Here is a 12,222-nt window from a genome sequence, read left to right as displayed (position 1 = left end):
GTATAAGACAATGATTTTTTACATCAAATCGTTTCTGATTTTTACCCGTATCGGAGCATTTACCATAGGAGGCGGATATGCTATGGTTCCTTTGATAGAGAACGAACTGGTAGACAAACGAAAATGGATATCAAGAGAAGATTTTCTCGACCTGATGGCATTGGCACAGACCGTACCGGGTATTTTTGCTGTCAATATAGCTATTTTCATCGGATACAAACTGAAAAAGTTCTGGGGCGCTTTCTGGATGGCACTGGGAACGATCCTTCCTTCTTTTATCATCATGCTTGCCATTGCACTGTTTTTCCAGCAGTTCAAGCATATTCCGGCAGTAGAAAATATCTTTAAAGGCATCCGTCCCGCAGTTGTAGCACTCATTGCTGCTCCAACATTTAAAATGGCCAAATCGGCAAAGATCAGCCGGTATAATATCTGGATTCCCTGTGTTTCTGCCCTGCTGATCTGGCTGCTCGATTTCTCTCCTATCTACGTTATCATACTAAGTGGACTAGGAGGATATCTGTACGGACGATACAAGAATAAACAAAACCAACAGAAGTAAAATAAACAGCTATGATATTTTTACAATTATTCTATACATTTTTCAAGATAGGGCTCTTCGGATTCGGAGGCGGATATGCCATGATTTCGATGATCCAAGGCGAGGTAGTGACACGCCACGAATGGCTCAGTTCTAATGAATTTACCGACATCATAGCTATCAGCCAGATGACTCCCGGTCCGATCGGAATCAACTCCGCTACCTATGTGGGTTATTCAGCTGTTGTCAATGCTGGATATTCTCATGCAGTAGGCATCTTAGGTTCTACTATCGCCACAGTTTCTGTAGTGCTGCCGTCATTCATTCTGATGGTACTGATAAGCAAGTTTTTTCTGAAATATCAGAAACATCCGATTATTGCTTCCGTATTCGAAGGATTACGCCCGGGTGTTGTCGGATTGCTGGCAGCTGCAGCACTGGTTTTGATGAACAGAGAAAACTTTGGAACATACAACTGGCAGATTCTCACAAGTATCATACTGTTTGCCGGCACATTCATAGCATCGTATCGCTATAAAGTAAATCCGATTCTGCTGATAGTAATTTGCGGTATTATCGGTTATGTAACTTTCGGATATATTCTCACCCCTCAATAACACAATCAGAAATTGCTGAAATTAATAAAAAAACATCAGCATGTTTTCCTAAAAACATGCTGATGTTTTTTATTTTTTCGTACAAACTTTTCGTACGATTTCAGCTTCTTTTAAGACATCTGGATGCAGTAACCCGATACCTCCCTCACAATTCACAGACAAGTTGAGAAGAAGCAAACAAGGCTTCGAATGAACAATAAACCTCGGAATTCCTTTCTGTACTTAATATCAGATGATTAGCAGATTTCACTTCGAGCAAGGGCAAACATTCCTTTCTGTCCGCTCCCGGCAATTCAAGACATAAAAAGCCATTACGGTTCATCGCATTCTGCGCCCAATGGCGGAGAATTTCATCGGAAACCGACAAATAAATAGATTTTCCTCCCTTTACTTCTGGAGAATAAATGCCATGCATCGAATCAAAACGAATGTCTTCGTGAGGAAACAGTGTATCCATTCTGTGAGCCAGTATCAAGTCTTCGGTTACCCCACATTCCAGTCCTTTCCCTTTTTTCAGCAGCCAGAGTTTATCACCAAGCACCAGCGCCTGTTCTATATCGTGAGTAGACATTAAGATAGCACGCTGTTCTTCCGATGCCAGGCGATGGAGCAATGTCATTATCTCAATGCGACTTACCACATCAAGAAAGGCAGTCGGCTCATCAAGCAAGATCAACGGACATTCCTGAACCAGTGCTTTGGCTATCATCACTTTCTGACGCTCTCCATCCGACAGTTCCGCTGTATATTTTGAAGCTTTTTCCGCCATGCCGACTGCTTCCATCGCATGGTCGATGATTTCATGATCTTCTTTTCCCAAACGTCCGAAGAATCCGGTATGAGGCTGACGTCCCAAGGCAACCAGTTCACGTACGGATAATCCTCCAGCCTGTGTCTTATCCGTCAGAACAATACCAATTTTCCAAGAACGCTCTTTAGGAGAATAACTGGCCAACGGCTTACCTAGTAAAGTAATATCCCCCGACAAAGGAGGCTGGACAGCAGCCAACGTACGAAGAAGTGTCGACTTTCCCGCACCGTTTGATCCAAGCAAACAAGTCAGCTCACCACGGCACAAAGCAAAATTTAAATGACTATGAACTACTTCTCCCCGCTTACCATGCCGATAACCGATAGTTAAATCCTTGGCCTCTATGACAACAGACTGTACTTTCATTTTTAATTAAAATACTGAATCTTACGCTGATTGATAATAACATAAATAATGACCGGAGCTCCCAGAAGAGGAGTCACGGCATTGAGTGGAATAATGCCTGCTTCTCCGGGTAAAATACAAATCAGGTTACACAACAGTGCGACAGCACTTCCCGTAAGCAACGTTACCGGCATAAGCATATTATGATTGGATGTGCCCAACATTAGTCGCGCCATATGAGGAACAGCCAGTCCGATAAAGGCAATCGGACCACAAAAGGCTGTAGTTACCGCAGTCAGCAATCCGGTAGCAATCAGCAGCCAGTTGCGTACCCTGCGTATATTTACACCCAGATTTTCTGCATAGCGAATGCCAAGCAACAGAGCATTAAGAGGTTTTATCATCAACACCGCGATAAGCAATCCCAACAGCGTTATGATGGAAAAGCCGGGAAGCTGCTTCATCGACACGCCACCAAAGCTTCCCATTCCCCAAAGTACAAACGAGTGTACCCCTTCGGCTGTAGAAAAGAAGTTTAATAATGAGATGATGGAAGAAACTACATAACCTATCATAATACCGGCAATAAGCAACATCACCGTATTTTTAATTATGGCAGACAGAGATAAAATGATTGCCATCACCAAAGCCGCACCGGCAAATGCCCCAGCCACTACAGAAAGAAAACCTGAAAGTACAAACTCTCCGGCAATGATACTTCCTCCACCTGCCAGCAGAACAAGTGCAACTCCCAGACTTGCTCCCGAACTGATACCTAAAATAGAAGAATCGGCAAGCGGATTACTAAATACGGTTTGCAGCATCAAGCCCGACGCAGAAAGAGCCGTTCCACAAAGCAGAGCTGTGATACACTGAGGAACACGCGACTCCCATACGATAAACTGCCAGCTGTCTTTTTCTACTTCTCCGCCAAAAAGGATGTTTGCTACGGCTTTCACCGGAATATCTACCGAACCGAAAACCAGATTGGCTGCCATAAGCAGCACAATCATTACAGCAAGTACACAACCATATATATATCCTCTATTTGTCTTCATGCACACACTTTCTGAGATATCACTCCGCTAAATTAGTAAAATATCTTGGAGTATAATCTTTCAAGATATCAGGATGAAATACTTTTACCAAATCCTTGAGCAACAATTCTGGATGAAAAGGTACTTCCTCATAAAAAGAAATGCGGCTGGTATTACATCCATATACCCGACGATTGCGGAACGCATCAAAATTGGCATATGGCGCATAGTCACTCTTCAGTTCTCTATAAGTTTTATCCACCTGCTGATTGTATTTTATCAGCCAGAAATCGGCGTGCTGTCCTTTATCGAATACTGTTTCAAAAGCCAAAGAAGCAGAACCGCTTTGAGGAATATCGGCAAATATATACCGTGCCCCCGCATCGGCATACAGTTTTGCCATTGTACTGTTTCCCCCCGGCACATACCATGTACCACCGGTTTTCAGTTCTGTAATGACAGTCGGTTTCGGTGTTATGTCTTTCACTTGATTCCGGAGTGAAAGATAGGCCTCCTCTACCCCAGCAAACAAAGAGTCTGCCTCAGCCTCTTTTCCAAACAGCAACCCATAAAAACGTACCCATTCGGCACGCCCCAATGCTGAAGTTTCCATATAGTCGGCACATTCAAGAATCGGTATATTCAGCTTTTCTATACGTCCGTAACCACCACTGTTTTCGTAAGGTGAAAGCAAGATACCGTCGGGATGCATGTCTATCACTTTCTCTATGTCCGGATTCATACTGCTCCCCGCATCGGTTATTTCTTTTTTCCGACAACTTTCCAATATAGCAGGAACACGGATGTACTGCAAATCACATACTCCTTTTATTTTATCCAGTGCGCCCAACTCCTGTAAAAGTCCGCAGTGCACAGACGAGAATATCAGGGAGTTTGATAAAGGAACCCGAACAATTGTACCCTCCGGCAAGGATGAAGGACACGAATCCTGTTTATTGACCAACAAATATGTATGCAACGTTTTCAGTGTGTCCCAGGGATTACGCAGGGTAACCTGAGTATAATGCTGGTATTTTACAATTTGCAGATTCTCTGCATAGCGTAAATTCAGTGTATCACCTCCTTCTTGCATAAAAGAGGTCTTGCTCTTTCCGTTACAAGCGGAAAACAGCAAGACCATAAGTACTATATGGGCAGATAGTATGTATTTCTTCAGTTCATTTGCCATGATTATAATAATTTATCGGTCTACAATAAACAAAGCAATATGAGAAATAATCATTCTCACATCAGCTTCCTCAATATTAACATAGTAAAAACATAGTTCTTGCTACTCTTTCCTCGAGAGCACAAGCATGATTTCGTTTTGCAGGTCTTCTGACTTACTCCGGTTTGTTATGCCTTCCCACTTTCTCAAACAGAAGAAAGCAGTGACCTGAAGTAGTAAACAAACCTTTACAAAGGAGCTTACAGCAGCGGGACTGTCCGGGACTTTCACCCGATTCCCTTTTCATCCGTGGCCTCGCATATACCAATCGGAAGCCCGACGGAACAAAACTGTGACAAATATATGCAATAAGTACTTATAATGCAATAAAAGGTGAACCAAAATCCAATTTTATTTGTTTACTTTGTGTTTATATTAAAAGTTGATATCATCTATGATTACTGCAGAAAATATTTTACTAGTCGGGTCTATTTTAATCTTTACAAGTATTCTAATCAGCAAAACCGGATATCGTTTCGGTATCCCTACCCTGCTGTTATTCCTGCTGGTAGGTATGGCTTTCGGCAGTGACGGTCTCGGCATTCAGTTCAACAGTGCTTCAGACGCTCAGTTTATCGGCATGATGGCACTCAGCATCATCTTGTTCTCGGGAGGAATGGATACCCGATACGCCGATATCAAACCAGTCTTAAAACAAGGTATACTGCTCTCTACTGTGGGAGTATTGGTCACCACACTGCTTACCGGATTGTTTATTTTCTTCCTTTCGCATTACACGCATGCCAACATAGAACTTACTCTGATGGTTTCTTTGCTGCTTGCTGCAACCATGTCGTCTACAGACTCGGCTTCGGTATTCAGCTTGTTGCGCTCACAACGCATGAACCTTAAATACAATCTCCGCCCCATGCTGGAGCTGGAAAGTGGAAGTAACGACCCGATGGCATATATGCTTACCATTGTACTGATTCAGGTTATCGGCAGCGGAAGCAATTTCGACGTAACAGTCATACTGAAAGACTTATTTATACAGTTCCTGTTCGGAGGAGTCATAGGATACGCCTTCGGTAAGTTCGCTGTCTGGCTTGTCAATAAAATAGAACTTTCCAACAGTGCTCTCTACCCGATTCTTCTGCTTAGTCTGGTCTTCATCACATTTACTCTTACCGACCTGGTTAAAGGAAACGGCTATCTGGCAGTATATATCGCCGGAATGATTGTTGGAAATGCCCGACTGGCTTACCGGAAAGAAACCAATACGTTCATGAACGGACTGACATGGCTGTTCCAGATAATCATGTTCCTGACTTTGGGACTTTTGGTCAATCCTCATGAAATGCTCGATATCTCTGTAACAGCTCTGCTTATCGGCGTCTTTATGATTCTGATAGCACGCCCGGTCAGTGTATTTTTGTGCCTGCTTCCATTTAAAGGAATCACTAATAAGGCACGAGTTTTTATTTCCTGGGTAGGACTAAGAGGAGCCGTTCCTATTATTTTTGCAACTTATCCGGTAATAGCACAAATTCCCGGCTCAAACCAGTTGTTCAATATCGTATTCTTCATTACTCTGTTATCGCTTACTATACAGGGAATGACTATTTCGAAAATGGCACGCTGGCTCAAGCTTGACTTGCCTGAAGAAAAAGAAGGTAATGAATTTGGTGTAGAACTTCCGGAGGAAATCGACACCCACCTGGATGATATCACGCTTACAGAAGACATGCTCTCAACCGGAAACCGGCTAGCCGACATGAATATTCCTAAAGGCACACTCGTGATGCTTATCAAACGAGGAAACGAATTTATTATTCCTAACGGACAGATAGAACTTCATGCCGGAGATAAACTGCTGGTAATGTCTGAAAAGAAATAAAAGTAAGGTTTACAGCTGTTTATTTCCATTTTATTTATTACATTTGGGAAACAACTTTAAAATCAAATCTTATGGAAACATATCTTTTTTGGTTGGTTCCCATTGCATCAATTCTGGCATTAGCTTTTGCCGGATATTTCTACAAGCAAATGATGCGGGAAAGCGAAGGCAGTCCTGAAATGCAGAAAATAGCTGCCCATGTTCGCAAAGGAGCCATGTCGTACTTAAAACAACAATACAAAGTTGTTACGCTTGTTTTTATCGGACTCGTTATTTTGTTTGCCATCATGGCATACGGATTCAATCTGCAAAATCACTGGGTTCCGATTGCTTTCCTTACAGGAGGATTCTTCTCGGGACTGTCGGGCTATCTGGGAATGAAAACTGCGACCTATGCTTCGGCACGTACTGCCAATGCTGCACGCAATTCATTGAACGACGGGCTACGAATTGCTTTCCGAAGCGGAGCAGTAATGGGACTCGTAGTAGTCGGACTAGGGTTGTTCGACATTTCCTTCTGGTATATTCTTCTAGACAAATGTATTCCGGCAGATGCCATGAATCCGACTGCTAAATTATGTGTCATCACCACTACAATGCTTACATTCGGAATGGGAGCTTCTACACAAGCCCTATTCGCCAGAGTTGGAGGAGGTATTTATACGAAAGCTGCCGATGTAGGAGCTGATTTGGTTGGTAAAGTGGAAGCCGGAATTCCCGAAGACGACCCACGCAATCCGGCAACAATAGCCGACAATGTAGGTGACAATGTCGGTGATGTAGCTGGCATGGGAGCCGACTTGTATGAATCGTATTGCGGATCAATACTTGCAACAGCCGCACTAGGAGCAGCAGCCTTCATCGGAACAGGCAATACAGAAATGCAATTTAAGGCTGTTATTGCTCCGATGTTGATAGCAGCAGTAGGAATTATCCTTTCCATTATTGGCATATTCGCTGTACGTACAAAGGAAAACGCTGGCATGAAAGAATTGCTCAAAGCGCTCTCTACCGGAACAAACCTCAGTTCTGTTCTCATCGTAATAGGTACATTCCTTATTCTTTGGATGCTAAACATAACCAATTGGGTTAATATTGCCTTTGCTGTAGTAGTAGGACTATTGGTAGGAATCATTATCGGACAGTCTACCGAATATTATACATCCCAATCGTACAGACCGACTCAAAAGCTTTCGGAAAGTGGAAAAACGGGGCCTGCTACTGTTATTATCTCCGGAATCGGGCTGGGAATGATCTCTACAACAATACCTGTCATTGCAGTTGTAGCTGGAATCATCCTTTCTTACTGGCTGGCATCGGGCTTCGATTTCACCAATATCGGTATGGGACTATACGGTATAGGTATAGCCGCTGTAGGAATGCTCTCGACATTAGGCATCACCTTAGCAACCGACGCTTATGGTCCGATAGCTGACAATGCAGGAGGAAATGCCGAAATGAGCGGATTGGGCGAAGAAGTACGTCACCGTACCGATGCACTCGACTCTTTGGGAAATACAACAGCTGCTACTGGAAAAGGATTCGCCATCGGTTCGGCTGCACTGACAGGGCTTGCTTTGCTGGCTTCCTATATTGAAGAAATACGTATCGGTTTGGAACGTATCGGAACAACACTTCTCGAACTACCAGGTGGTATCAGCATAACGATCCGCGAGGCTAGTTTCACAGATTTCATGATGTATTACGACGTAACACTGATGAACCCAAAGGTTCTATCGGGTATGTTCATCGGAAGCATGGTGGCCTTTCTGTTTTGTGGTCTGACTATGAATGCCGTAGGACGTGCTGCTGCCAGCATGGTAGAAGAAGTTCGCCGGCAATTCCGTGAAATCAAGGGTATACTGGAAGGCAAGGCAGAGCCGGATTACGCACGCTGTGTACAAATCTCTACCCAAGGAGCCCAGCGCGAAATGGTCTTTCCATCACTTCTGGCTATAATAGCTCCTATTGTCACCGGATTATTATTCGGGGTCCCTGGAGTAATCGGACTGCTTATCGGAGGATTGTCTTCTGGATTTGTTCTGGCTATTTTTATGGCAAACGCCGGCGGTGCATGGGATAATGCCAAGAAGTATGTAGAAGAAGGTAACTTCGGAGGTAAAGGCAGCGAAGTACATCGTGCAGCAGTAGTAGGAGATACAGTAGGCGATCCATTCAAAGACACGTCAGGCCCCAGCTTGAATATTCTTATTAAATTGATGAGCATGGTAGCTATTGTCATGGCAGGACTGACTGTATCCTGGAGCTTATTCTAAAAAGAATAATACTCACATTGATAATTTTTATCCCCAATATCCTTCACTATCTTTATTTTCTTTACTGTCAGTAATAAAAGGTAGTGAAGGATTATTTTTATAGAATCGATGTGCTTTTCTTTCATTACTTCTCAACGCACCACACATATTAGTTTCTTTTAAAACTATTTCTTTTACAAATAAAAATCACCAAAAGTTTGTGAAGCAGATAAAATAAAGCTACCTTTGCGGCTTTAATTTATCAAAAATATATTTTAATGAAGAAATTTTTACTTATCGGCGCAGCGACACTAATTGTTTCAAACTCAACTTTCGCAGGAGATTATTTAACTAATACAAATCAACATGCCGCCTTTTTACGTATGGCAGCGCGTGGTGCCTCTATTGATGTAGACGGTGTATATAGCAACCCAGCCGGACTAGCCTTTTTACAAAAAGATGGTTTTCACCTCTCACTAACCGGACAAAGTGCATATCAAACTCGTGAAATTGCTGCCACTACAGGATTATGGACATTAGATGGCAAAGAAACAACACAAAATTATAAAGGTACAGCATCAGCACCGTTCATCCCTTCTTTCCATGGTGTATATAAAGATGGGAACTGGGCTGTTTCTGCAAGTTTTGCTATAACAGGAGGAGGAGGAAAAGCTTCCTTCGACAACGGTCTGCCAATGTTTAACTCTCTGGCAATTGGGGGAATTTATAAAAACGAACAACTGGCTGGTTTAATAGGAAAACCTGTTACTCCTAATATGTATGATATCAATACCGCAATGGATGGTAAACAATATATTTATGGTGTACAGCTAGGATTAAGCTATAGAATCAACGACTGGCTGAGTGTATACGCCGGAGGACGTATGAACTATGTAAAAAGCGGCTATGAAGGATATCTGAAAGCACAGTTAAAACAAGATTTCGGAGGAACGCAATTAATGAATCTGGCACTCGACTGCGAGCAGACAGGTTGGGGAGTTACTCCGATAATCGGTGCCGACGTAAAACTTGGAAAATGGAACTTGGCTGCCAAATATGAAATCAAAACAAACTTAAATATCGAAAACAAGACTAATACTTTAGATGCTCCAGGGGTACCGGAAGAAGTTCTTAAACCTTATGCTGATGGAGAACAGACTCCCAGCGATATTCCTGCATTTCTGAGTGTAGCTGCCGGATACGAAATTTTGCACAACCTGCGTGCTTCAGTAGAATACCACTTCTTTGATGACAAACATGCCGGTATGTTGAATGACCGTCAGAAGACGTTGAAGCACGGAACACACGAATACCTTGCCGGAATAGAATGGGATATCATCAAAAAATTAACTATCAGTGGAGGTTTCCAGAAAACGAACTATGGATTAAGCAATGATTTCCAAACAGATACAAGTTTCTACTGTAGTTCATACTCACTAGGATTCGGAGCAAGAGTCAACTTCAATGAATCATGGAGTATTGATGTTGCATATTTCTGGACTAACTATGATGATTATACAAAGACTACAGAAAGTTATAATAATACCGGAGTAAAAGGTACAGATGTATATAGCCGTACGAATAAAATATTCGGTCTGAGTCTGAATTATCATTTCTAAAAAGTAAGATATATTTTCGGGGAAACTAAATATTCTCTCCTCTTCGCCTGTCATTGATTTTATCATCTGTTTGTCGATAAAATTAATGACAGGCTTTTTGTTTTTTACCATAAAGAAAACGAATACTGCTCCCTAAAAGTTTTACATATAACTTTGAAGGTGCAGTTCATTTTTTTAATAGAAAATAACACCCCCCCAATGAATTTAGCTGAAAGAGATTGAACTTCGTAATTTTTTTTTCTTAACTTTGCGCTGCATCTTAAAGAGATTACAAACAACTTTAAACAAAAAATATTGAGATTATGATGACTATTGACAAATTCAACTTTGCCGGAAAAAAGGCAATCGTTCGCGTTGACTTCAACGTACCTTTGAACGAAGAAGGTAAAATTACTGACGATACTCGTATCCGTGGTGCTCTGCCTACTTTGAAAAAAGTATTGGCTGATGGTGGTGCTCTCATTATCATGTCACACATGGGTAAACCAAAAGGCAAAGTAAACGCTAAATATTCTCTGAGCCAGATTGTAGACGCTGTTGCTGCTGCTTTGGGTACTCCAGTTCAGTTTGCTCCAGATTGCGCTAAAGCTCAGGAAGCTGCTGCTGCTTTGAAACCAGGTGAAGTTCTGTTGCTCGAAAACTTGCGTTTCTATCCTGAAGAAGAAGGAAAACCTGTAGGTATCGAAAAAGAAGATCCTGCTTACGAAGATGCAAAGAAAGCTATGAAAGCTTCTCAGAAAGAATTTGCTAAAACTTTGGCTTCTTACGCAGACTGCTATGTAATGGATGCATTCGGTACAGCTCACCGTAAACACGCTTCTACTGCAGTTATCGCTGACTACTTCGATGCTGATCACAAGATGTTGGGTTACCTGATGGAAAAAGAAGTTCAGGCTGTAGACAACGTTTTGAAAGATATCAAACGTCCGTTTACTGCTATCATGGGTGGTTCTAAAGTTTCTACTAAGATCGGTATCATCGAAAACTTGATGGACAAAGTAGATAACTTGATCCTTTGCGGTGGTATGGCATTTACTTTTGCAAAAGCTCAAGGTGGTAAGATCGGTAACTCTTTGGTTGAAGATGACAAACTTGACTTAGCTCTTGACATCATGGCTAAAGCTAAAGCTAAAGGTGTTAACTTGGTTTTGGGTTGCGACTGTGTAGCTGCTGATGCATTTGCAAACGACGCACACACTCAGGTTTGCGACGACAAGAACATTCCTGACGGATGGATGGGATTGGATGCAGGTCCTAAGACTCGTGAAGAATTCAAAGCAGCTATCAAGGGTGCAAAGACTATTTTGTGGAATGGTCCTGCCGGTGTATTCGAAATGGACAACTTCGCAGGTGGTTCTAAAGTAATTGCAGAAGCTATTGCTGAAGCTACAAAAGAAGGTGCATTCTCATTGATCGGTGGTGGTGACTCTGTAGCTTGTATCAACAAGTTTGGTATGGCTGATCAGGTTTCTTACATCTCTACTGGTGGTGGTGCTTTGTTGGAAGCTATCGAAGGTAAAATCCTTCCGGGTATCGCAGCTATCCGTGGCGACAAATAATTTAGACTAACACTCTATACCTAAGAGTTATATGAGAGGACAATTCTCTTCCGAGGATTGTCCTCTTTCTTTTTTCATACATCGAGCAACACGTTTTTCATTTTGACATTACAGTTATTATTGCTGCCCGATAAGAAATCTTCATGAGCCTTCATAGGTCGTTTGAAAAAGAGCTGGTCATCATACTACTTTGAAAGAGCTGTTTTTCTGTATAAACATCACTCTATAAATTATTATGTATCAGACCAAGATATATTTACACTGGCAGTTCCCGTTTTATTAAAACAATGTTCAAACGACTATATTCAAGCAAATGCCAACAATCGTAAAAGTTCTACCGGACAGCAATAGAACAAAATAAAATAAAAGATAT

Annotated in this window: 9 protein-coding genes and 1 riboswitch; of the genes, 6 read left to right on the top strand and 3 right to left on the bottom strand. The window is 42.1% G+C overall.

Translation table 11 applies throughout. The features are described 5' to 3' along the window. Window positions 1-10 precede the first annotated feature (10 nt). Window positions 11-562 (top strand): chromate transporter, encoded by a 552-nt coding sequence (locus tag ACDG22_RS07900; protein ID WP_007569096.1) that lies wholly within the window; start codon window positions 11-13, stop codon window positions 560-562. A gap of 11 nt (window positions 563-573) precedes the next feature. After that, window positions 574-1,158 (top strand): chromate transporter, encoded by a 585-nt coding sequence (locus ACDG22_RS07895; protein ID WP_007569097.1) that lies wholly within the window; start codon window positions 574-576, stop codon window positions 1,156-1,158. Window positions 1,159-1,303: 145 nt separating this feature from the next. On the opposite strand, the gene ACDG22_RS07890 is transcribed toward ACDG22_RS07895, so the two are convergent. Genes ACDG22_RS07890 through ACDG22_RS07880 form a run of 3 tightly spaced genes read right to left on the bottom strand, consistent with a single transcriptional unit; the run spans window position 1,304 to window position 4,528 of the window. After that, window positions 1,304-2,335, bottom strand: a complete 1,032-nt coding sequence (locus tag ACDG22_RS07890) for an ABC transporter ATP-binding protein (protein ID WP_022125556.1) — start codon at window positions 2,333-2,335, stop codon at window positions 1,304-1,306. A 2-nt stretch (window positions 2,336-2,337) separates the two neighbouring features. Then, window positions 2,338-3,372 (bottom strand): iron ABC transporter permease, encoded by a 1,035-nt coding sequence (locus ACDG22_RS07885; protein WP_022125555.1) that lies wholly within the window; start codon window positions 3,370-3,372, stop codon window positions 2,338-2,340. 19 nt (window positions 3,373-3,391) lie between these two features. Then, on the bottom strand, window positions 3,392-4,528 hold the full coding sequence (locus ACDG22_RS07880; RefSeq protein ID WP_040312040.1) for an ABC transporter substrate-binding protein: 1,137 nt from the start codon (window positions 4,526-4,528) through the stop codon (window positions 3,392-3,394). Between the two features lie 134 nt (window positions 4,529-4,662). After that, window positions 4,663-4,883, bottom strand: a riboswitch (cobalamin riboswitch). Window positions 4,884-4,973: 90 nt separating this feature from the next. On the opposite strand from ACDG22_RS07880, the gene ACDG22_RS07875 reads away from it, so the two are divergent. The 4 genes from ACDG22_RS07875 to ACDG22_RS07860 all read left to right on the top strand — a co-directional run bounded on the left by ACDG22_RS07875 (window position 4,974) and on the right by ACDG22_RS07860 (window position 11,849). Beyond that, window positions 4,974-6,416 (top strand): potassium/proton antiporter, encoded by a 1,443-nt coding sequence (locus ACDG22_RS07875; protein WP_022125554.1) that lies wholly within the window; start codon window positions 4,974-4,976, stop codon window positions 6,414-6,416. Window positions 6,417-6,487: 71 nt separating this feature from the next. Continuing rightward, window positions 6,488-8,692 carry a sodium-translocating pyrophosphatase gene (locus ACDG22_RS07870; RefSeq protein ID WP_370858836.1) on the top strand — a complete coding sequence of 735 codons (2,205 nt, stop codon included), beginning with the start codon at window positions 6,488-6,490 and terminating at the stop codon, window positions 8,690-8,692. A 257-nt stretch (window positions 8,693-8,949) separates the two neighbouring features. Next, window positions 8,950-10,290, top strand: coding sequence for an OmpP1/FadL family transporter (locus tag ACDG22_RS07865; RefSeq protein ID WP_178270163.1), 1,341 nt, complete (start codon window positions 8,950-8,952; stop codon window positions 10,288-10,290). Between the two features lie 302 nt (window positions 10,291-10,592). Beyond that, window positions 10,593-11,849: a phosphoglycerate kinase gene (locus ACDG22_RS07860; protein ID WP_007569105.1), complete on the top strand. Its 1,257-nt coding sequence runs from the start codon at window positions 10,593-10,595 to the stop codon at window positions 11,847-11,849. Window positions 11,850-12,222 lie beyond the last annotated feature (373 nt).

It is taken from the genome of Phocaeicola coprocola (genome assembly GCF_041333015.1).
Classification (GTDB): Bacteria; Bacteroidota; Bacteroidia; order Bacteroidales; family Bacteroidaceae; genus Phocaeicola; species Phocaeicola coprocola.
Note: the sequence above shows the minus strand (reverse complement) of the source record. Positions and strands in the feature narration are given on the sequence as shown.

Bases quoted from the DNA above. Each gene is read 5' to 3' on its own strand.
- ACDG22_RS07900 (WP_007569096.1), top strand. From the start codon at position 11: ATGATTTTTTACATCAAATCGTTTCTGATTTTTACCCGTATCGGAGCA.
- ACDG22_RS07895 (WP_007569097.1), top strand. From the start codon at position 574: ATGATATTTTTACAATTATTCTATACATTTTTCAAGATAGGGCTCTTC.
- ACDG22_RS07890 (WP_022125556.1), bottom strand. From the start codon at position 2,335: ATGAAAGTACAGTCTGTTGTCATAGAGGCCAAGGATTTAACTATCGGT.
- ACDG22_RS07885 (WP_022125555.1), bottom strand. From the start codon at position 3,372: ATGAAGACAAATAGAGGATATATATATGGTTGTGTACTTGCTGTAATG.
- ACDG22_RS07875 (WP_022125554.1), top strand. From the start codon at position 4,974: ATGATTACTGCAGAAAATATTTTACTAGTCGGGTCTATTTTAATCTTT.
- ACDG22_RS07870 (WP_370858836.1), top strand. From the start codon at position 6,488: ATGGAAACATATCTTTTTTGGTTGGTTCCCATTGCATCAATTCTGGCA.
- ACDG22_RS07865 (WP_178270163.1), top strand. From the start codon at position 8,950: ATGAAGAAATTTTTACTTATCGGCGCAGCGACACTAATTGTTTCAAAC.
- ACDG22_RS07860 (WP_007569105.1), top strand. From the start codon at position 10,593: ATGATGACTATTGACAAATTCAACTTTGCCGGAAAAAAGGCAATCGTT.